Genomic DNA, 20,931 nt, shown 5'->3' on the forward strand with positions numbered 1-20,931 from the left:
CGTACCCCCATTTTCGCGAACGGGTGCGGATATGCGCACGAGAGAAGGTCACTGCGGACTCCTGTTCTGCGGTTCAGGGGGATGACGAGGGGCCTGTTCCGGGGCCGGCGGGCAGGCCGCCGGCCCCGGAGCGGTTTCATTCAGGGAGCGCTACACCTCATTGGCGAGGGAGAGGATCTCCGCAGAGGAGAGGGCGCCCTGCCACACCCTGACCCGGCTGATGGCGCCCTTCACGTAGTCCCCGGAGTCGGACGAGCCGATGCGAAGCGACCCGGTGGTGGCGAAGGGCGGCGGGATGGTCTTCTTCTCACCGACGAGAGCACCGTCGACGTAGAGCCTGAGCGTCCTGGTGCCCGACTCGTAGGTCGCGGCGAGGTGGACCCCCTGGTTGAGGACCGGCGTGCCGCTCCACTTGACCGTGGTGTAGGCAACGTTCGGCTCGGATTGGTCCCGGTCCGGCACCACGATGGCCCAACCTGGCGTGGACCCGGCCTGGCGTTGCAGGTAGAAGGCACAGCGCAACGTCCCGCACTGGGAGACCACCGTGTGGAAGCCGGTGAACGCCGACGGCTTCACCCACGCCGAGACGGTCCACGACCCCTCGGTGCGCAGCACCTGACCCTGCGTCTTCGCGGTGCCGCTGATCCCGTCCAGGCAGAGTGCGTAGGCGCCGTTCGGGCCGGCGTTCTCACAGACGGTCGCGCTCGGGGCAGCGGTGAGGCCGACCGGCCGGTTGTAGCCCGAGGAGTCGCCCTGCTGCTGGATCGTGGCCAGGTCCGGGTCATCCAGGAGCCACTCGCCGGTGAGTTTGGGCGTGACGATCTCCTCGAGGTCCCTCTCGTCGACGACCCGGTCCCACAGCCGGACGTCGTCGATGTCGCCGTCGAAGTAGTTGCCCTCGACGGCGTTGTAGCGCACCCGGCCGATCTGCATGATGCCGGTGGACTTCCAGAGGGAACTCAACGGCTGGGTGCCGACCTTCTCACCGTTGACGAAGATCCGGATCTCCTTCGCGCCTGCGTCGTACACCCCGGCGATGTGCTGCCAGGTGCCGATCGGCGCCCATTCCTTCGAGACGACCGAGGTACGGGTGTGGGTGGGGCTGTCGCCGGAGAAGGTGTGGAAGTACCAACTGCCGCCCTTGTCCCGCTGCAACTGCCAGGCGCCGTTGTTGGTGCCGCTCACGGCCACCACCGAACCGAAGGTGCTCGTGCTGGTGATGCGCGCCCACGCCGCCACGCTGAAGCTGCGCGACGAATCGATCGGAGGTGCCGTTGAGGTCGCCGCCCAGCCCTTGTTGGTACCGAAACCCAACGCGCGATCGGGTGTCGTGTTCTTCCGGGTGCCGTACGTCCAACTTCCCGTCCAGCCCACATTGCTGGTGAGGGTGAGGTTGGGGCCACCTGCCGGGGTGGTGGCGGCCGTGGTGCCCGCCCCCTCGTCCATCTTCCAGATGGCCTTCGGCGCCGAGTAGTTGTCGACCAGGAACGTGTAGTCGTAGGGGGCCGACGAGTTGCCGGCCTGGTCCCGACTGCGCACGCTGAGCACGTTCTCGCCCATTACCTTCGGCGTCACCCACACCTCGGCCTGGCCGCCCAGCGTGGCCGCCCTCACCGTCATCTGCTGTCCGCCCTGGAGCTGGTAGACGTAGTCGTAGACGTCGGCGACACCGTTCGCGGAGAGGGTGAACTTGCCGGACAGGCCGATCGACCCGTGGAAGTCCTGGTTGGTGCCGAAGGGGGGCGACTCGAGGTAGGGGACGTCACCGGCCACCGTCACCTTGGGCTTCTGTGCCGGGGCCGAATAGTCGATGTAGAACTCGCACCACGGTGAGCCCAGGGACGCGCCCCCGAGGGTGTCCTTGGTCTGCACCTGCCACCGGTAGACCTCACCGTCGGCGGTCTTGGTGGTCAGCTGCACCTCCGCCCTCGCCCCCGTGGCCACGCCGGAATCCGTCTTCGGCCAACCGGACACGCCGGTCCAGGCCCCACTGACCAGCTTCTGCAGGGTGAAGGCCCCACTCAGCGACCCGCCGTTGCTGCCATCGGGATCGGTGAGGATCGCCTTCAGCCACGGATAGTCCGAGCGCACCATGGGCCGCGAGGTTCCCGTGACGCAGGCCTGCGCGGGGGCGGTGAAGTCGGCGTGCGTCGACAACTGGGCCGCGGTGGGCGTGTTCGGGTTGGTGTTGTACTCGACCGACAGCTTGGTGACACCCGGGTCGAACTTCTTCCACCAGTTGCTCGTCGACTCCGAGGAACCGTCCGACTGCCGGGTGGACAGGGCCAGCGTGTAGTTGCTCTCGCCGCGCGCGGCGGACACGTCCGTGCCCAGCTTGCTGCCCGAGAACTCCATGGGCAGGTCCGGCTGCGGATCGTTGGAGCAGCCCGCCCCGCCCGACGGCTTGTGCGCGTGCCCGGACCGCTCCTCCAGCCACAGCGCCAGGTTGGGACCGTCCCAGCTCTGCTTGCCGGCGCTGGTCAGGTCGGCCGACCGCCAGAGGTTGACCGGCGTGTTCGCGCAGTCCCAGGAGTGGGTCATCTCGGTCAGGAACTTCGCCGACCGGACGGTCTTCCCCGCGAGGGAGGAGAGGTTGAAGGCGAAGAAGGATCGGAAGGTTCCACTGCCTGCTGGATCGGCTCCGACCCGAGCGACGCCGTCGTCCCGGGTCGCGTTCTCCGAACCGGTGTAACCCCAGCGCAGCTTGTTGATCGTCGACCACGGGTCGATCACGACGGGGAACACGGCGTTCTTGTTGCGCAGCAGCGACAGATCCGGCCGGATCACGAGATCGCTGCCCTGGATCCTCGCCGGCAGCTCCGCCTTGCGCGCCAGATCCGGTGCCGACCGTACGACGTCCCGGTTCGCCTGAAGCGCCGACGCCGTGCCGCCCGCCTTCGCCGCCGCTTTCGATGAGGTGACACCGGAGGAGTCCCACATCAGGGCGCTACCGGCGGAGAGCCGGAGCTGGCCCGAGCCGTCCACGACCTCGAAGCCCCCGCCGGCGCGCTCCCGCTTGGTCAGCCCCGGCGTGTCGAGGCGGAACCGCAACGCTTCCAGGGCCGGGTTCGCCGCCGCCTGCGGTGACCTCACCACCAGCACCCAGGTGAATCCGTCGACCAGCGCCCGTAGCCGGAGGTCCACCTCCGGCAGCACCGACTCGTAGATCGCGGTGTCGCCCTCGATCCGGGGTGCCGGCAGCGCGCCCGGCCACGTCAGCGAGACCTCGCCGGGGCCGACCGGCAGGCGAACCGCGGGAGCCGCACCGCCCGCCGAGAACCGCACGTCGGCCAACGTCGCCACCGGGGCGACCGTCCCGTCCGCGTTCTGCCGCAGGTGGGTGTCGATGTCCCGCCACCCACCGCCATCGGGCTTCTTTGTCCAGCGCGGAGTGGCGTACGACTCCAGGATCAGCGTTCCCTGGGGCGTCGCCACCACACGGGAACTCTCCGACCTCGACCGGGACGCTTCGACGGCTCGACCCGACCGCGCGGCAGCCGCGATCGCGTCAGGCTCGGAGAGGCCGGTGATCGCACTGTCGGCCCCCGGCGGGGTGGGTTCCTGCGCGCCGGCCGGCGGAGGCAGGAGGGAGACGGTGGACATGGCCAAAGCGGTGGCCACCACCGTGATCCCCAGCCGGCGCCAAGGGGCGACAGCGGCTGTGTGCGGTTCTTGCACTCGAATTCTCCTGAGTAAAAGTGATGAGGGCTCGCCGCAGGGTTCACCCACGGAGAAATTGCGTGGAGGCACGAAGAAAAGGCCGCCTTCGACGGCGGCTGGACTGCCGACGACGCCGGTCGGCGCGTCGGAACAGTCAGACGATTACGTGGCTGAGGCGGCGCGGGCGCAGCTTTTCGACACGAGCCGACCACAGCATTTCAGAATTGAGGCGTTCCGAATGACAACGCGGCCGACCAAAGCCGGGCGCACCACCGCCGAGAAACTCAGTGGAATGGCAGCTTGCCGGTCCGCCCATTAGCTGACGACGAAGCCCGACGGCTCACATCCCGCCCGACCTGATCATCACCAGTGCGCCTAAGTCGCTGGTAGATGGCTATCTGCACAGCGTTACCCAGCACGTCCTCCCCCGTCCTCCAAGTGGGATGAAGGTAAGGACCGCTGACGGGCTGTGTCAAACGCACCACCCAGCGCTACTTTGGGTAATCCCTGAAAGGGGCCTGAACAGGGCGCTTTCCGCCCGCCGGCACCCACCGTTACCACCAACAAGACCGGCCGGGGGCGATGGAAGCGTCGCGAGCCCGTCACTTTCCGCGATTCTCGGATCTTGTTGCGGATAATGGCCGAGCGCACCAATTCGTTACCCGGAAGCAACTCGACGCATTATTGACAGCTTTGACACCGCTACGCACGCAACAATTAATCCGCCGCTCCGCCAGCAACCAAGCATCGGGCACACCTGCCTCTCAGTCGAACCCGGGCCACCACGACGGCGTCGGCGCACCTGCCCAGACCGCCCGATCGACGCCCCGGCCGACGGCTCCGGTTCACCTACCGATCAAGGAATACGCGTTGGCCCAGGATCGCGGACAAGGTGACGGCGCAGACCGGGCCGGCGAGTGGGAGCGCCTAGGCTCATCAGCATGGCGAGGTACTACGACGTGCACCCGGAGAACCCCCAGCCCCGAATCATCGGCCAGGTCGCCGACCTGATCCGAGGTGGTGGGCTGGTCGCCTACCCGACGGACTCCTGCTACGCGCTCGGCGTCCAGCTGGGCAACGCGGACGGGCTGGACCGGATCCGCCAGATCCGCCACCTCGACGACCGGCACCACTTCACGCTGGTCTGCCGGGACTTCGCGCAGCTCGGCCAGTTCGTGCAGATCAGCAACTCGGTCTTCCGTCTGGTGAAGGCGTCCACCCCGGGCAGCTACACCTTCATCCTGCCGGCCACCAAGGAGGTGCCGCGCCGGATGTTGCACCCGAAGAAGCGCACCGTCGGTGTCCGCGTACCCCGGCACACCGTCACCCAGGCGCTGCTGGCCGAGCTGGCCGAACCACTGGTGTCGAGCACCCTGGTCCTGCCCGGCGACGACGAGCCGATGACCCAGGGGTGGGAGATCAAGGAACGGCTCGACCACCAGCTCGACGCGGTCCTCGACGCCGGCGACTGCGGTAAGGAGCCGACGACCGTGATCGACCTGTCCGGCCCCGAGCCGGAGATCCTGCGTCGGGGTGCCGGGGACGTGTCGCGCTTCGAGTAAACGCGTCGGGTGCCGGACCGTACCGGGCCACGCCGGTGTCGCCGGTCGTACGCTCGGGGATCGGCACCGGCGAGCATTGGACACCCGGCATGCCCGACGCGGACGACATCGACGCCCTGGCCCGGTCCGCCGCGCACGGCGACCCGGCGGCGCTGGACGCCCTGCTGGTGGCGGTGCGCCCCGAGGTGCTGCGGCTGTGCGCCCGGTTCCTGCCCAACCGGGAGGACGCCGAGGAGGCCTGCCAGGACACGCTGCTGGCGCTGGCCAACGGCATCGCCCGGTTCGAGGGGCGCTCCTCGTTCCGCACCTGGCTGCACCGGCTGACCGCCAACCGGTCCCGCTCGACCTACCGCACGCTGCGCCGCCGCTGGCGGCTGGAGGCCGGCGGCGTACCGCTGCCCGACCGGGCCGACCCGCGGCGGACCAGCGTGGTCGCGGGCACCCGCCTCGACCTGCTGGACGCCTTCGACTCGGTCCATCCCGACCTCGCCGAGGTGGTGGCCCTGCGCGACGTCCTCGGGCTGAGTTATCCCGAGATCGCGGCCCTGCTCGACATGCCGGTGGGCACCGTGAAGTCCCGTCTGCACCTGGCCCGCCGACAGGTCCGGCAACGGCTCGGCGCCGAGTGAACGCGGCGTCGTTGCGCCGGCTCGTCGTCGTCCTCGCGGCCACCGCGGGGGTCGCCGCCTGCGGCGCCGACGCCGTCTCGCCCCTGCCCGTCCAACCGCCGGGCCCGAGCCGTTCGACGCCGACACCCGCCACCCCCGCCGCGACCACCATGCCCGCCACGACCCTCGCGACCCCCGCGACCCCCGCGACCGCCGGGTCGCCGACGCGACCGCCGCCGACCAGCGCGCGCCCGGTCCCGGCACCGCCCGCACCCACCCGGACAAGGGGTACGCCCCGCACGACTCCCCCGCCGGTCGACGCGACGCCGGCCTGCCAGGGCGCGGTCCGCTACGACCTGCCGCTCGCCGAGACCGAGATCGAGTTGCTGCGATCGCTCTGCTTCGCCACCGGTGCGGTGTTGCGGATCCAGGGCATCGGGCCGGGGCTCGTCACCGTGGACCGTCCAGAGTTGGTCTCGCAGCAGTACGAGGCGGGCGTGGTGGACATCCGCTTCGTCCGCCCCGGCACCGTCGCTGTGACGATCCCCAAGGACGGCCGGGAGCACACCATCACCGTGGTGGTCCGCTAGCGCGCCTACCGCAGGCGTACGCCAGCGAGCAGGGTGTCCACGAAGTCGGGTCCGCTGCCCGCGGGCGGGCTTATCTGCACGTACACCAAGGCGGGCCGGCCCGGGTGCGTGGCGGCCGACTCGATGATCTGCGGCCGACCTCGGTCGCAGCGGTACGCCACCACCGTCCACTCGACACCCGCCGGCCGGATGAGCCGGGACGGCGCGGGCGCGCAGTCACCGTGGGTGCGCTCGGCCAGGAACCCGGCCGGCGTGGCGCGTGCCGCCGTGGTGGCGGAGAGGCCCACGAACGCGCCGGGCAGACGAGGGTCGGCGGCCCACCGGCGGGGTTGGGGTGACATCACCAGCGCCGGTTCGGGTTGGCCGTCGGCACCGTACTGACCGGCCCAGGTCGCCCCGGTGGCGGACCAGCCGGGTGGCAACACCACGGTCAGCGGCCCGGTCGTGTACGTGCCGCCGACCGGCCGCGCCGACCCGACTCCACCCGGCTCGGCACCCACCGCACCCACCAGGACTGCCACGACAGCGGCCCCGGCCACCCGCAGCAGCCAGTACCGACGGCGCACGGGACCGGTCGCCACAGCCAGCCCCACCTGGTCGCTCACGCGGGTCAGCGCGGTGTGCAGGGCCGCGGCGTCGGGATAGCGGTCGGCAGGGTGGTGGGCGGTGGCCTGGGCGAGCACCGCCGCGACCGCTGGCGGCACGTCTGCCCGCAGTCGGATCTCCGGGGCGTACCCGGGCGGGTCGGCGCCCAGCAGCCGGATGCCGAGCCGGCCGAGCCCGTACACGTCGGCGCGGGTGTCGATCACCGCCCCCGGGTTGTCCTGCTCGGGGGCCATGTAACCCGGGGTACCGGCTCGGGCGGTCAGCCCGGAGGCGGCGGCGAGCGCCTTGGCCAGGCCGAGGTCGGCGATCAGCACCTTCTCGGTGTCGGGGTCGTCCGGACCGGCGGAGTGGAACAGGATGTTGCCCGGGGTGAGATCACGGTGCACGACGCCGTGCCGGTGCAGCACGGCAACCCCCGCGCAGATCTCGCCGAGCAGCCGCAACGCCGTGGGCGTGGGGATCTCACCGGCGGCCAGGCGGTCCCGCAGGCTCCCCCCGTCCGCCCAGGCCAGGACCGCGTACGGCCGGCCGTCGGGCAACTCACCGACGGCGTGCACCCGGATCAGCCGCTCGTGCTCCAGCCGGCGCAGCAGCCGGGCCTCGTCGCGGAAGCGTTCCCGGACCCGCAGGTCGTGGCTCCAGTTCTCGGCCAGCACCTTGATCGCCACGTGCGCGTCGAGCGCCCGGTCGTAGCCCAGCCAGACGGTCGCGAACGATCCGACGCCGAGCAGTCGCTCGATGGCGTAGGGCCCGATCCGCAGTGGAGCCGTCACCGCGTCACCCCCGGCCGGCGTTTCCTTGGAGAGTAGACCGGGTCGGTCGCAAACCCGACGAACCGTTGGCCCCGGCGCGGTGACTAACAGGGCAGGAGACCCATCACCGAAGGAGCCACCATGAACCGTCCCACGATCCTCCTCACCACCGCCGCGCTGGCGTTCGGCACGCTCGTCCCGGTGGCCGTCGCCGGCCCGGCGGCGGCAGCGCCCCGGACCGGCGGCACCGCATCCGCCTCGGCGCGCGGCCCGCTCGCCGCCGCTGTCGAGCACAGCCACCCGCAGGTGCTCAGCGTCGCCGGCGCCGGTGTGTACCGGATCGGCGCCAGCCTGAGCACGCTGACCGCGAACGGGCACATCGGCTGGACCGCTCCTGCCTGCGGCGGGGTGGTGCACGCGGGATCGACCGGTTCCTGGGCCGGCGTGTTCGTGCTGGCCTTCCGCGACGGGCGACTGGTGGAGGTCGGTACGGCCACCGCACCGCCGCAGTCTCCCGCCGGCGCCACGGTCGGTATGTCGTTCGACGAGTTGGAGGCGATCTACGGCCGGCGGGGTTCGTTGATCCGCAACGACGCGGGGGCCGCCGAGGCGTACCTCGTGCGGGTCGGCTCGCGGGTGGAGCTATTCACCGGGCACCCGATCCGGCCGGGCGTGGGCTACTTCCAGGTCGGTCCGGCCAGCTTCGTCGAGCGGAACTTCCGGGCGGGTCCGGCCTGCTGAACTGCGTCAACCGTCGGGGCGCCCGGTTTCTGCCGGGCGCCCCGCGTGCTGCCCGGCACACCAGTCTGCGAGCGACACGATGATGTCCCGGTAGACAACACTGTGTGGCACACAGTATGGTGTGACACATGGTTAGCGAGGACGTTCTACGGACGCACCTACAGGAGTTGCGTCGAGGCACCGTCGTGGTGGCCAGCCTGGTCGCGCTGCGCCGACCGGACTACGGCTACGCACTGCTGCAACGGCTCACCGACCACGGCTTCCCGGTGGACGCCAACACGCTCTACCCGCTGCTGCGCCGCCTGGAGGACCAGGGGCTGCTGACCAGCGAGTGGAACACCGAGGAGAGCCGACCGCGCAAGTTCTACCGAACCAGCGACGAGGGCGAGTCGATGCTGAACCGGCTGCTCGACGACCTCGCCGCCGTGCAGGCCTCCATCACCGGGCTGATCCAAGGAGTGGACCGATGAACACCCTGACCAACCGCTACCTCGCCGCCACCCTGCGCTCGGTGCCCGCCCCGCGTCGTGACGAGATCGCCACCGAGCTGCGGGCCTCCATCGACGACATGATCGAGGGCCGGACCGACGGTGGCGCGGACCCGGTCACCGCCGAGCGGGCGGTGCTCACCGAGCTGGGCAACCCGGACGTGCTGGCCGCCCGGTACGCCGACCGTCGGCTCCAGCTGATCGGCCCGACCTACTACCTGCTCTGGCTGCGGCTGTTGAAGCTGCTGCTCAGCTTCATCCCGGCGCTCGTCGGCACGATCGTCACCGTGGTCGACGCGGCCGAAGGAAAGGGTTTCGGGGCCATCGGGCCGGGCATCGTCGTGGCCATGCAGGTGGCCGTGCAGATCGCCTTCTGGCTCACCCTGACCTTCGCCATCATCGAGCGCACCCAGACGGCCGTGCACGTGCCGGAGTGGACTGTCGACCAACTGCCCGACGTCCCGGCGCACCGTGACGTGTCCCTCGCCGACACCATCGCGTCGGCGGTCTTTCTGGTGGCCACGATCGGTTACCTGCCGTTGCAGCACTACCACTCCTGGGTCCGCGACACCGACGGCGACAACATCCCGGTCCTCGACCCGGCGCTGTGGTCCTTCTGGCTGCCGGCACTGATCGTCGTCCTGCTCGGCAGCCTGGTGTTCGAGATCGTCAAGTACCGGATCGGGCATTGGACCTGGGCGCTGTTCGGGACCAAGGCGCTTGTCAACCTCGCGTTCTCGGTGCCGGTGGTATCGCTGGCGCTGTCCGACCGGCTGCTCAACCCCGCCCTCGGCGAGCGGCTGAGCTGGCTGGCGGACGCGGACAACCGCAACACCATCGGGGTCGCCATCGCGGTGGGCACGGCGGCGATCCTGGTCTGGGACCTGATCGACACCGCTCTGAAGACGCGCCGTCAGACGGCGTGAGTGAGAGCCCATCTCCGGCGGCCCGGCGCGTACCTCGCGTCGGGCCGCCGCCCGTGGCCCGGGTCCGACGGCACCGGTCCGCCCACTGGACGGGCGTGGCGGGCGACGTGGCATCGTTCCCGGATGACCGTGGCACCGCGAGACGAATGGCGCCGACCGGGTCCGACCACCCAGCAGCGCCGCAAGGACCTGTGGCTCGGCCTGGGGATGACCGTGCTGGCGCTGGTCAGCCTCACCCTGGCCCACAGCACCGGGGCGTTCCTGCTGGGCTCGCCGCCGTCCGGGGCGGAGCAACTGTTCTGGACCGTCGCGGTGACGGTGCCGCTGATCTGGCGGCGGCGCTGGCCGGTGACGACCCTGCTGATCGTCTCGGTGGGGTTCATCGCCGCGCAGGCCCGATCGGCCCCGGAGACCCAGTTCTCCTCCTGGGCGTTGTTCTGCGCCCTCTACACCGTCGGCGCCTGGGGGCAGGACCGTCGCCTCGCCCGGCGGCTGCGCATCGGCGTGATCACCACGATGTTCGCCTGGCTGGGGATCTACTACGCGATCACGATCGACCAGATTCCACCCGGGGCCTTCGACGACGCGGCCGGGCCGGTGCCACCCGTGCTCGCCGCGATGGTCACCGGTGTCCTGCTCAACGTGCTGGTCTTCGGCTTCGCGTACTTCTTCGGTGAGACCGCCTGGGTGGCCGCTCGTCGCGAACACGAGCTGCGGACCCAGGCCGAGGACCTGCGCCGGTCGCAGACCGAGTCCCGGGAACGGGCGGTGCTCGGCGAACGGGTCCGGATCGCCCGGGAACTGCACGACGTGGTCGCCCACCACGTGTCGGTGATGGGAGTGCAGGCGTCCGCCTGCCGCCGGGTGTTCGACCGTGACCCCGCCAAGGCCCGCACCGCGCTCACCGCCATCGAGCAGAGCGCCCGCACCGCGGTCGACGAGCTACGCCGGATGCTGGGGGTGCTGCGGACCACCGGCACGGCCGACGCCGCGCCGCCGGCCGGCGGCGACGTCGACCGGATCGGTGAGCTGGTCGAGCGGGCTCGGGCCGCGGGCCTGACGGCAACCCTCGGGGTGTACGGCGACCCGGTCGCGCTGCCCGAATCGGTATCGCAGGCGCTGTATCGGGTGACGCAGGAGGCGGTGACCAACACCCTGAAGCACGCCGGTGCGGACCTGCTGGACGTGCGGGTCCGCTACCTGGCCCGGGAGGTGGAGGTCGACGTGACCGACAACGGGCGAGCCGGCGGCCGGGTCGACGCCGTCGGGCTGGGCCTGATCGGGATGCGCGAACGGGTCACCGCGCACGACGGCGACCTGGAGGCCGGACCGCGTGCCGGCGGCGGATGGCGGGTACGCGCCCGCTTCCCGCTGGCGGCGACCGACCCACCGGTCGGCGCGCAGCGGGAGCCGCACGACGAACACCAGCCGGCCGTCGACACGGAGGTGACGGCATGAGTGCCGCGCCAGCCCACGAGAGGTCGGGACCGGATCGGACCATCCGGGTGCTGCTCGCCGACGACCAGCACCTCGTCCGCACCGGCTTCCGGGTCATCCTGGAGGTGGAGGACGACATCGAGGTGGTCGGCGAGGCCGCCGACGGCGAACGGGCCGTCGCCATGACCCGGGCCACCCGCCCCGACGTCGTACTCATGGACGTGGAGATGCCCGGGATGGACGGCCTGGAGGCCACCCGGCAGATCACCGCCGACGGACCCGGTGGGCCGGCCGTGCTGATCCTCACGACCTTCGACCGCGACGACTACCTGTTCGCCGCGCTGCGTGCCGGGGCCAGCGGTTTCCTGTTGAAGAACGGCACACCGGAGGAGCTGATCGAGGCGATCCAGGTGCTGGCCAGGGGCGACGGCCTGCTCGCCCCGGAGATCACCCGCCGGGTGATCTCCACGTTCGCCCGTCCGGGAGACCCGGCGGGCACCGCCCACCGGGGGCCGGAGGCGGACGCCGCGCTGGCCGGGCTGACCCCACGGGAACGGGAGGTGCTGGTGCTGCTCGCCGCCGGATCGAGCAACGCGGAGATCGCCGCTGCCATCCACCTGGGCGAGGCGACCGTGAAGACCCACGTCAGTCGGGTGCTGGCCAAACTCGGCCTGCGCGACCGGGTGCAGGCGGTGGTGTTCGCGTACGAGAACGGGGTGGTCCGGCCCGGCGGGTGACCGCCATCCGCCGCGCGACGGACCGCCCGCTCACCCACCGGGCGGACGGCGGGGCGGGGTGTTCGATCTAGCGTGGACTGGTGACCAGAACGCTTCGCCTCGACGGCGTCGACCGTAGCTTCGGCGACCGGCAGGTGCTCAAGAACGTGTCCTTCGAGGTGGCCGCCGGCCGGATGACCGGCTTCGTGGGCGCCAACGGCGCCGGCAAGACCACCACCATGCGCATCATCCTGGGTGTGCTCGCCCCCGACGCCGGTGAGGTGAGCTGGGGCGGCAGCACGTTGACCCCGCGGGACCGGCGGCGCTTCGGCTACATGCCGGAGGAGCGGGGCCTCTACCCCAAGATGACCACCCGGGAGCAGGTGACGTACCTGGGCCGGCTGCACGGCCTGGACGCGCCCGCCGCCCGGCGGGCCACCGACGCGCTGCTGGACCGGGTCGGCCTCGGTGAACGCGGTGACGACCTGCTGGAGACGCTGTCGCTGGGCAACCAGCAACGCGCGCAGATCGCGGCCGCCCTGGTGCACGACCCCGAGGTGCTGGTGCTCGACGAGCCGTTCTCCGGCCTCGACCCCCTCGCCGTCGACACCGTCGTCACCGTGCTGCGGGAACGGGCCTCGGCCGGCGTGCCGGTGCTGTTCTCCAGCCACCAGCTCGACGTCGTGGAACGCCTCTGCGACGACCTGGTGATCATCGGGGACGGGACGATCCGGGCCGCCGGCAGCCGACAGCAGCTGCGCGAGTCCTACACCGTGCCCCGCTACGAGTTGGTGGTGGCGACCGACGCCGGTTGGGTACGCGACCAACCCGGGGTGACCCTGGTCGAGCTGGACGGCCCGCGGGTGGTCTTCGACCTGCCGGCCGACGCCGACGAACAGCCCGTGTTGCAGGCGGCCCTCGCGCGCGGCCCGGTGCGCGCCTTCCGCCCGGTCAGCCCCTCGCTCACCGAGATCTTCCGAGAGGTCACCCAGTGAACATCACCCAGGCCACCCGGCTGGTCGCCGAACGGGAGATCCGCGTCAAGCTGCGCGACCGTACCTTCCTGTTCGGCACGCTCTTCTTCCTGCTGATCGCCGCGGCGGGCACCATCCTGCCGCCGCTGCTCTCCGGCGGTCCGGACACGGTGGCCGTCACCCAGAAGGCGGCCGGGCCGCTGCGGGACGCCGGACTCGACGTCCGGGTGGTGGCCGACGACCGGGCCGCCGAGCAGGCCGTCCGCGACGGTGACGTGGACGCGGCGGTGGTCGCCGGTCCGAAGGTTCTCGCGATGGACGAGTCCCCCACCGACGTGGTCCAGGCGCTGAGCAGCTCGCCGCCGGTGCAGTTGCTCGACCCGGACGCGGTCGACCCGGTGGTGGCGTTCCTGGTGCCGTTCGTCTTCGCGTTCGTCTTCTTCATCACCTCGCAGACCTTCGGCCTGCAGATCGCGCAGAGCGTCACCGAGGAGAAGCAGACCCGCATCGTGGAGATCCTCGTCGCGGCGGTGCCGGTACGGGCGTTGCTGGCCGGCAAGGTGGTGGCCGGCGGCATCCTGGCGTTCGCACAGATCGCGCTCATCGCCGTGGTGGCGGTGATCGGCATGCAGATCGGCGACAGCGGCGACCTGCTCAGCCTGCTCGCCCCGGCGATCGGCTGGTTCGTGCCGTTCTTCCTGTTCGGTTTCGTGCTGCTCGCCGCGATGTGGGCGGCAGCCGGAGCGCTCGCCAACCGGCAGGAGGACCTCGCCGCCGTGTCGACACCCGTGCAGCTCGCCGTCATGCTGCCGTTCTTCGCGGTGATCTTCCTGAACGACAACGCGACAGCGATGCGGGTGCTGTCGTACCTGCCGTTCTCGTCGCCCACGGCCATGCCGTTGCGGCTGTTCACCGGCGACGCGGCCGGTTGGGAGCCGTTCGTCTCGCTTGTCGTCCTGCTGCTCGCCACCGGCGCGTTCCTGCTCGCCGGCGCCCGGGTGTACGAGGGATCGCTGCTGCGCACCAACGGCCGCACCTCCCTGCGGACCGCGTGGCGGGAGCGGGAGACGATCGGCTGAGTCTTGGGTTCGCCCAGCGGGCGTCGGTGTCCTCAAGGGACACCGGCGCCCGCTGTGTGCGGCAGCGTTCCGACCGTTGTTCGCAGGCCGTGAACAGGGCGAACGCTCCTACGGTGAGCCGATCCTCACGGCAACGACCTCGTCGTCGCCGGTCCCGGACCGGAAAGGCTCTCGATGAACCCACCGATCGACCCGCGGCACCACAACCACGGACGGCAACTCCGTCGCCTGCTCAGCATGCTGCTCGCAGTCGTCCTCGCCAGCACCCTCGCGGCCCTCGTCCGGCCCGCGCCGGCCGCCGCCGCCCCGGGCGACCTCATCCTCAACGGCACGTTCGACAACGGCAGCACCCAGCCCTGGTGGACCCGCCTCGCCTCGACCAGCACGACGGTCAACGCCGGGCAGCTGCGCATCCGCACCAGCGCGACAGTCGACGACCCCACCTACGAGGACCTGGTCGGCCACTTCGAGTTCGGGGTGACGGCCGCGCAGCCGTACCGGCTGCAGTTTGACGCCTCCGCCGACGTCAGCCGCCCGCTGCGCGTCTCGGTCTCCCGGGCGAACACGCCCTTCACCTCCGCGGTCGACCAGAACGTCACGCTGACGTCCACGATGCGCCGGTTCACCTTCGACTTCGCCTCGCCGTTCGGTGACCCCAGAGCGGTGCTCCTGTTCCACTTCGGCGGGCATGCCGCCTCGACGGTCCGGTTGGACAACATCTCGCTCACACCGTTGGCCGTCGACCCGAACACCGACCCTGTCCTGTACTGGAACGGCATCCTGCTGGACACCTTCAAGGGTCTGCCTTTACCGCCCACCGCCCTGTCCCGACAGGCGGCCATCCTGCACGCGGCGATGCACGACGCCGCCGTCTCGGTCACCGGGGTCGGCAATCCCTACCGGGTACGGGTGCCGGTCAGCTACCCGGGCACCATGGACAACGTCGTGGCACCGTCCCTGCACGCGGCCATCGACCAGGCGGCGCACGACGTGCTGACCGCTCTGTACGACCGCTCCTTCTCCTCGGCCATGGATCGGGCCGTTGCCCGCCGGCCGTCCGGCGTGAATGGCGCAGAGGTCACGCGAGGCAACACGGTCGGCGCCGCAGCCGCCGCCGCGAACCTTCAGGCCCGCACCAACGACGGCTCCGACAACGAGGATCCGTACCAGGTGGAGGGGGTGCCGGGGTCGTGGCGACCCACCGACGGCGAGGACGCGATCAGCCCGAAGTGGGGCCTGGTCACCCCGTTCGCGCTGACCTCCGGCGACCAGTTCCGGCCGGACCTACCCGCCGACGCCGTCGACTACGAGGACCTGCTCGGCAAGCAGGAGTACGTCGACCAGGTCGAGGAGGTCCGCGCATACGGCGCCAAGGGACAGTCTCTGCGCACCTCCGACCAGACGCAGATCGCGTTCTTCTGGGCCAACGACCTCGCGGCCACCTACCGGCCACCGGGCCAACTCTTCGAGCACACCCAGATCGTTGCCAAGCAGCGGAAACTCGGCATCCTGGCCAACGCTCGGCTCTTCGGGCTGGTCGCCCTGGCACTCGCCGACGCCGCCATCGCCGCCTGGGACGCCAAGTACCTGACCGAGATCGACCTGTGGCGGCCGGAGAGCGCGATCGGCGGCGGATGGCAGCCGCTGTCGCAGGACACGAACGGCGTCTCGTTCTCGCCGGCCTTCCCGGCCTACGTCTCCGGGCACGCCACCTTCGCCGGGGCCTGGGCGGCGGTGATGCGCAGGTTCTTCGGCACCGACGCGATCGCCTTCGACGCCACCACCGACGATCCGCACGCAGAGGGCGTCGTCCGGCGTATGAGCGGCTTCGGTCATGCCGCCGAGGAGAACGCGCTAAGCCGGATCTACCTGGGCGTGCACTACCGATTCGACGCCGAAGCCGGGATCGCCACCGGCGACGCCGTCGGGGCGTACGTCTACGCCAACCGCCTGCGGCCGTGAGCCGTCAGTCGGTGTGAACGGGGGGACGCTCCCCGTCCGGTCCACGGGCCGAACGGGGAGCGTCACCCACCCGCCGTAGGTGCTTGCCGATCCGGTCCTCCGGCCAGGTCGCCGGCACGATCGGCTCGCCCGACAATGCGTCCAGCACCCGCCCATCCACTGTCCCACTCACCGGCAGGCCACCCAGCGCCTGGAAGGCGATCACCCGGCTGGTGGTGTCCGAGCCGAACCAGCCGTCCGCCGGCACCTCCAGCCCGCCGCACCGGGTAGCAGCGCACCGGAGATCCCGACCGTCAGCACGCCGAGCACCGCGAGCGTCGCCAGACGGAGCCAGCGACGGGACGGCCAGGGCGCCCCGGGTCGCGGCGTTGCCGGTCCGACGCTGGGGCCGACGCCCACCTGGGCGGTCGCGGACGGGGCGACGTCGGTCGGTGCCGCGTGGCTCTCTGACCGATCCCGCTCGCTGAGGCGCGCCTCGAGGCCCCTCCGCATCTCCACCCATCGGTCGACCTCGGCCGCCGTCATGCCGCAGGCCACCAGCAGCGACAGGACGATACGCTCCCGAGGCAGCGTTGTCCGCCCCAGCATCGAGGCGAGGGTGCTCGGCGGCAGCCAGTGTCCCGCCGCCGAGGCGCGTCGGGCGATCTCCCGATAGGTCAGGCCGGAGCGCCGTCGCACGTCCCTGAGCAACGCCACGTACTCGCTCGCCGTGGCCACCTGTGGCACCGGATCCCGGGCAGCGTCATCCATCAAGTCCCCCCGTGTTGTCGATTCGTCCGGCTCGGACCGGTGCGGGTCCGAGCCCACCGGCCATCCGCGACCAGCGGCACGGCCATCGAGAAAAGACGCTAGATAAGCCCTTCCACGAGAACAATGCCCTGCTCGAGGGGCTGCGATGTCCAGGCAGCTCAGGGCGGCTTGTCCGGGTCTTGTCCGACCATCTCGGACAGTCGCTCGACGTTGACTTGCCACCGACCCGCCGATATCAGGAGAATTGGACGATGACCACGGGGGAACTTCGACCGGACGAGGCGGCCGACCCGACCGAGTTCATCGAGATGCTGCGTCAGCTCAAGGACCGGTCGCGACTCACGTACCGGCAACTGGAGCAGCGCGCCTCGGCGGCGGGTGACGTGCTGGCTCGCAGCACCGCGGCGGACATCCTGCGCCGCTCCACATTGCCGCGACCGGAGGTGGTGGCCGCGTTCGTTCGCGCCTGCGGTGCCGAGGATCAGGTCGAGACATGGCTACGGGCGCGGCACCGTCTCGCGGTGGGTGCGTACACACCGACCGGGCCGGACCAGCAGCCGACCGACGACGACACCACCTCGGACCCGTCGCCGTCGACCAGCAGCACTGCCGAGGGCCGGCCGAGCGGCAGCACCGCACCCGTGGTGGAGCGCGAAACCCCGGACCGGGCGCGCTGGTTCGCCCGGCGTACGCCGCTGACGCTCGTCGTCGTCGGGGCCCTGCTGGCGGTGCTCGGTCTGGGCTTCTGGATCCAGCGCCCCGACGACGACCAGGACACCGGCCAGCGCGGCGCACCGGCCAGTTCGACATCCGACGGTCCCTCGGCCACCCCGGACGTCGACACCAGTCCGACGATCGGGCCGAACGCACGCCTGAGCCAGATCCGCCCAGCCCGCAGCCCGCAGCTCTGCCTCAGCGAGGGGCACGACCGCACCGGCCGCTATCGGAGCGAGGTGATGGTGCAGCGTCCCTGCGCGGACGCCACCCCACCCGACACCTACCTGGAGCCGGCGGCCGGCGGGCTGTACTTCATCAAGTGGGACCACCCGGAGCACGGGACGGGCTGCCTGAGCGTCATCGACGGCAACCCCGGCCAGAACCTGCTCGAACCAACGCAGAGGTGCAGCACGACCGACCCGTTCCAACTGTTCCGCTTCGAGCCGACCGCGGCCGCGCCGGCCTCGTACCGCATCCGGCTGACCAGTTCGGACCTGTGCGTCGGGCTCCGCGACGACGACACCGAGGTGTCGGCCGAGGCGCTCGTCGAGCGGTGCACCAACGGCGCGGACCAGATGTTCCTGGTCGACGGCCTGCCGGGAGGCTGACGACTCCGGTGGATCGACGGCCGCTCAGCGGGCCGGCGGCACCCGATCCCAGCCGGCGGGCAGCGGCGACGCCGACCAGGCCGGGTCGGGCTGCCACGCCGCCCACGCCGGATCCCACCAGCGCTGCCCCGCGTCGAGCAGCGCCGCGATCCGGTCACCCTCGGCCTGGATGGCATCCCCCATGCCCGGATAGCGGCCCTCGACGAGACGCTGGGCGAAGATCTCCACGTCCTTCCAGACGTAGGAGTCGGCGTCCGCGCCCCACCACAGGTCCAACTCGTGGTCCAGCGTGTCCACCCCGATCGGCGTACGCCGGACCGGGTCCTGGAGGTTGAAGTACCAACCGGCGAAGTCGCGCCCGGGGCCGGTCCAGAAGACGTCGACGGAGTGCGCCTCACCGGGGCGTTGCAGCATCAGCTTGCCGTGCCCCGACCAGGAGCGGTGCCCGGCGGTCTCCCACGGGTGACGCCCACACGGGAAGACGCCAGCGGTGGGGAAGCCGAACTCGGCGCCCGGCGGAAGGTAGAGGGCGAGCAGGTCGGGCGAATCCTCGACGACGATCGTCGGGCAGCCGAACCACACCTCGCCGCGCAGGATCTCACGCCGCACGACCACGTCGCCCGGCGCGAACCGGTCCAGCACCAACTCCGCCAGCACGTCCTCGCTCACCGACGGATCGTACCGAGTCGCGGGGCGCCGGGCGGCGCGGACGCTCCGCCCGGGTCGACGGCGGAGCAGGTCGGGCCGCTGACTCCCGCCGGGCGACGGGTGGCCCGGCGGGAATCAGCGCGACCGTACGTGGGTCAGGCGTCGACCGCGGCCATCACGTCGTCGCTGACGTCGAAGTTCGCGTAGACGTTCTGCACGTCGTCGCAGTCTTCCAGGACGTCGATCAGCTTGAAGATCTTGCGGGCGCCGTCCTCGTCCAGCGGCACGTTCATGCTGGGGACGAGAGAGGACTCGGCCGACTCGTACTCGATGCCGGCGTCCTGCAACGCGGTGCGCACTCCGACGAGGTCGGTCGGCTCGGAGACCACCTCGTACGCCTCACCGAGGTCGTTGACCTCCTCGGCGCCGGCGTCGAGGACGGCCATCATCACGTCCTCCTCGGACGTGGCCTCCTTCGGCACGATCACCACGCCCTTGCGGGAGAACATGTACGACACCGAGCCGGCGTCGGCGAGCGAGCCGCCGTTGCGGGTCAGCGCGGTACGCACCTCGGTCGCCGCCCGGTTGCGGTTGTCGGTGAGGCACTCGATCAGCAGGGCGACGCCGTTGGGCCCGTAGCCCTCATACATGATCGTCTGCCAGTCGGCGCCGCCTGCCTCCAGGCCGGAGCCCCGCTTGACCGCGCGGTCGATGTTGTCGTTCGGGACCGAACTCTTCTTCGCCTTCTGGATGGCGTCGAAGAGCGTCGGGTTGCCGGTGGGGTCGCCGCCGCCGATCCGTGCGGCCACCTCGACGTTCTTGATCAGCTTGGCGAACATCTTGCCGCGCTTGGCGTCGATGACGGCCTTCTTGTGCTTGGTCGTCGCCCACTTTGAGTGGCCGGACATCTTCTACCTCCGTTGCTAGCCGCCGGCTGCATCGACCGCACCGCTCACGCCCCGCTCCCGCCGGCGCACGCGGAGGTGCCGGTCAGCTCTGGTGGAAGCCGTGGCGGGCAGATGGCCCTGCCGAATCTCCGCAATCCTACCGACGTCCCCCGGGTCGCTGTCATGCACCGCGCGCGGCGACCTCCCCACGCCCGCCCGAATCGGGCAGACGTGGGGAAAACGGAGTCACATCCCGAATCCGTACGACCCCGTCACCGTGCACTCGACCATCGACCGTTCGTCGCACCGATCATCCAGCCCGGCCCGGTAGCGCCGGAACGACTCCATTGCGGGCAGCGGACCGGGCAGGTCCGGACCCAGCACGACCTCGACGAAACTCCGGCCACCGTCGAGCCGCAACGTCAGGTAGCGCAGGCCGGCGGGGTTGGTCCGGGCCAACTCCTCGTGGACGGCCCCGAGCAGCCGCAGATGTTCGGCCAGGTGCTCGGGACGCACCCGGTACCGGATCAGCATGGTCTCCATCTCAGCCCACCAGCTCCGCGGCACCGGCCGCCACCCGTGCCGGGTCGACCGAACGCCGCGCTCGGGACCAGGTCACGACCTCGGCGAGCATGGCGGACAACTCTGCCTCCCGGCCGTCACCCGGCGCGAACCGACCGGCGGTCGGGTCACCCGGGTCGGCCCCCGTGGAGTCGAAGTCGGTGAAGATCGACAGGGCCACTCCGGTCGGCACCACCACCGTCCGTACCTCGGTCAGAATCGCCCGCAGGTGGTCGGCTGCCCGGTTACCGCCCTGCACGCCGTAGCTCAGCACCCCGGCCACCTTGTCGGTCCACTCCGCGTACAGGTAGTCGATGCCGTTCTTGAGTGCGGCCGGGATCGAGCGGTTGTAGTCCGGGGTGACGAAGACGAAGGCGTCGCAGGCGTCCACCACCGCCGCCCACCGCCGGGTGTGCGGGTGCCGGTAGTCGCCGAACAGTGCCGGCACCGGCTCGTCGAGCAGTGGCAACTCCTGCTCCGCGAGGTCGACGAGCGTGCAGACGGCGTCCCCGGCGCGGACCGCCTCGTGCCGCTCGGTGACCTCCATGGCCCACCGGGCGATCGCCGCGCCGCGCCGGCCGGGACGGGTGCTGCCCACGATCAGACCGATCCGCAGCGGTCCTGGGCTCTGTGCGTTTGTCATGACCACGATCCTGTGC

Annotated in this window: 20 protein-coding genes; 12 read left to right on the plus strand and 8 right to left on the minus strand. The window is 71.0% G+C overall.

Annotated features, from left to right (window positions below; translation table 11 throughout):
• Positions 1 to 150: 150 nt before the first annotated feature.
• The gene (locus tag AB0O48_RS10445) at positions 151 to 3,435 is read right to left on the minus strand and encodes a LamG domain-containing protein (protein ID WP_365064633.1); all 3,285 of its coding nucleotides are present in this window, start codon (positions 3,433 to 3,435) and stop codon (positions 151 to 153) included.
• 1,166 nt (positions 3,436 to 4,601) lie between these two features.
• On the opposite strand from AB0O48_RS10445, the gene AB0O48_RS10450 reads away from it, so the two are divergent.
• The 3 genes from AB0O48_RS10450 (at position 4,602) to AB0O48_RS10460 (ending at position 6,420) form a co-directional block, all read left to right on the plus strand.
• The gene (locus AB0O48_RS10450; RefSeq protein ID WP_357245328.1) at positions 4,602 to 5,222 is read left to right on the plus strand and encodes an L-threonylcarbamoyladenylate synthase; all 621 of its coding nucleotides are present in this window, start codon (positions 4,602 to 4,604) and stop codon (positions 5,220 to 5,222) included.
• Between the two features lie 89 nt (positions 5,223 to 5,311).
• Positions 5,312 to 5,851 carry an RNA polymerase sigma factor gene (locus tag AB0O48_RS10455; RefSeq protein ID WP_365064637.1) on the plus strand — a complete coding sequence of 180 codons (540 nt, stop codon included), beginning with the start codon at positions 5,312 to 5,314 and terminating at the stop codon, positions 5,849 to 5,851.
• Positions 5,848 to 6,420 (plus strand): hypothetical protein, encoded by a 573-nt coding sequence (locus AB0O48_RS10460; RefSeq protein WP_365064640.1) that lies wholly within the window; start codon positions 5,848 to 5,850, stop codon positions 6,418 to 6,420. The genes AB0O48_RS10455 and AB0O48_RS10460 overlap by 4 nt, the downstream gene beginning before the upstream one ends.
• Positions 6,421 to 6,425: 5 nt before the next feature.
• Here the strand turns inward: AB0O48_RS10460 and AB0O48_RS10465 are convergent, their stop codons facing one another.
• Positions 6,426 to 7,799: a serine/threonine-protein kinase gene (locus AB0O48_RS10465; RefSeq protein ID WP_365064643.1), complete on the minus strand. Its 1,374-nt coding sequence runs from the start codon at positions 7,797 to 7,799 to the stop codon at positions 6,426 to 6,428.
• Between the two features lie 120 nt (positions 7,800 to 7,919).
• Here AB0O48_RS10465 and AB0O48_RS10470 point away from each other — a divergent pair, with 120 nt between their 5' ends.
• The 8 genes from AB0O48_RS10470 (at position 7,920) to AB0O48_RS10505 (ending at position 16,101) form a co-directional block, all read left to right on the plus strand.
• Complete coding sequence (locus AB0O48_RS10470) at positions 7,920 to 8,519, plus strand: hypothetical protein (RefSeq protein ID WP_365064646.1); 600 nt, start codon at positions 7,920 to 7,922, stop codon at positions 8,517 to 8,519.
• Between the two features lie 128 nt (positions 8,520 to 8,647).
• The gene (locus tag AB0O48_RS10475) at positions 8,648 to 8,989 is read left to right on the plus strand and encodes a PadR family transcriptional regulator (protein WP_357245339.1); all 342 of its coding nucleotides are present in this window, start codon (positions 8,648 to 8,650) and stop codon (positions 8,987 to 8,989) included.
• Complete coding sequence (locus tag AB0O48_RS10480) at positions 8,986 to 9,933, plus strand: permease prefix domain 1-containing protein (RefSeq protein WP_357245341.1); 948 nt, start codon at positions 8,986 to 8,988, stop codon at positions 9,931 to 9,933. Before AB0O48_RS10475 ends, AB0O48_RS10480 begins: the two co-directional genes overlap by 4 nt.
• A gap of 123 nt (positions 9,934 to 10,056) precedes the next feature.
• Entirely contained in the window at positions 10,057 to 11,391 is a 1,335-nt protein-coding gene (locus AB0O48_RS10485) for a sensor histidine kinase (protein ID WP_357245343.1), read from the plus strand.
• Complete coding sequence (locus AB0O48_RS10490; RefSeq protein ID WP_357245345.1) at positions 11,388 to 12,107, plus strand: response regulator transcription factor; 720 nt, start codon at positions 11,388 to 11,390, stop codon at positions 12,105 to 12,107. The genes AB0O48_RS10485 and AB0O48_RS10490 overlap by 4 nt, the downstream gene beginning before the upstream one ends.
• An 80-nt stretch (positions 12,108 to 12,187) precedes the next feature.
• Positions 12,188 to 13,081: an ATP-binding cassette domain-containing protein gene (locus AB0O48_RS10495; RefSeq protein WP_357569886.1), complete on the plus strand. Its 894-nt coding sequence runs from the start codon at positions 12,188 to 12,190 to the stop codon at positions 13,079 to 13,081.
• Positions 13,078 to 14,139: an ABC transporter permease gene (locus tag AB0O48_RS10500; protein WP_357569887.1), complete on the plus strand. Its 1,062-nt coding sequence runs from the start codon at positions 13,078 to 13,080 to the stop codon at positions 14,137 to 14,139. Before AB0O48_RS10495 ends, AB0O48_RS10500 begins: the two co-directional genes overlap by 4 nt.
• A gap of 174 nt (positions 14,140 to 14,313) precedes the next feature.
• Positions 14,314 to 16,101, plus strand: coding sequence for a carbohydrate binding domain-containing protein (locus AB0O48_RS10505; RefSeq protein WP_357245351.1), 1,788 nt, complete (start codon positions 14,314 to 14,316; stop codon positions 16,099 to 16,101).
• Between the two features lie 4 nt (positions 16,102 to 16,105).
• On the opposite strand, the gene AB0O48_RS10510 is transcribed toward AB0O48_RS10505, so the two are convergent.
• Positions 16,106 to 16,306 (minus strand): hypothetical protein, encoded by a 201-nt coding sequence (locus AB0O48_RS10510; protein ID WP_357245353.1) that lies wholly within the window; start codon positions 16,304 to 16,306, stop codon positions 16,106 to 16,108.
• The gene (locus AB0O48_RS10515) at positions 16,303 to 16,851 is read right to left on the minus strand and encodes a helix-turn-helix transcriptional regulator (protein WP_357569888.1); all 549 of its coding nucleotides are present in this window, start codon (positions 16,849 to 16,851) and stop codon (positions 16,303 to 16,305) included. Before AB0O48_RS10515 ends, AB0O48_RS10510 begins: the two co-directional genes overlap by 4 nt.
• Positions 16,852 to 17,102: 251 nt before the next feature.
• Between AB0O48_RS10515 and AB0O48_RS10520 the strand changes: the two genes are divergently transcribed.
• Complete coding sequence (locus AB0O48_RS10520; protein WP_357569889.1) at positions 17,103 to 18,176, plus strand: helix-turn-helix domain-containing protein; 1,074 nt, start codon at positions 17,103 to 17,105, stop codon at positions 18,174 to 18,176.
• 24 nt (positions 18,177 to 18,200) lie between these two features.
• On the opposite strand, the gene AB0O48_RS10525 is transcribed toward AB0O48_RS10520, so the two are convergent.
• From AB0O48_RS10525 to AB0O48_RS10540, 4 genes are all read right to left on the minus strand, one after another.
• Positions 18,201 to 18,845 (minus strand): DUF402 domain-containing protein, encoded by a 645-nt coding sequence (locus tag AB0O48_RS10525; protein WP_357245358.1) that lies wholly within the window; start codon positions 18,843 to 18,845, stop codon positions 18,201 to 18,203.
• A 134-nt stretch (positions 18,846 to 18,979) separates the two neighbouring features.
• The gene (locus tag AB0O48_RS10530; protein WP_357245360.1) at positions 18,980 to 19,732 is read right to left on the minus strand and encodes a YebC/PmpR family DNA-binding transcriptional regulator; all 753 of its coding nucleotides are present in this window, start codon (positions 19,730 to 19,732) and stop codon (positions 18,980 to 18,982) included.
• A gap of 225 nt (positions 19,733 to 19,957) precedes the next feature.
• A complete protein-coding gene (locus AB0O48_RS10535; protein WP_357245362.1) occupies positions 19,958 to 20,254 on the minus strand; it encodes a hypothetical protein in 297 nt (98 codons plus the stop codon).
• Position 20,255: 1 nt separating this feature from the next.
• A complete protein-coding gene (locus AB0O48_RS10540; RefSeq protein WP_365064660.1) occupies positions 20,256 to 20,915 on the minus strand; it encodes an NADPH-dependent FMN reductase in 660 nt (219 codons plus the stop codon).
• Between the last annotated feature and the right edge of the window lie 16 nt (positions 20,916 to 20,931).

It is taken from the genome of Micromonospora sp. NPDC085948 (assembly GCF_040686315.1).
In the GTDB taxonomy this organism is placed as follows: domain Bacteria; phylum Actinomycetota; class Actinomycetes; order Mycobacteriales; family Micromonosporaceae; genus Micromonospora.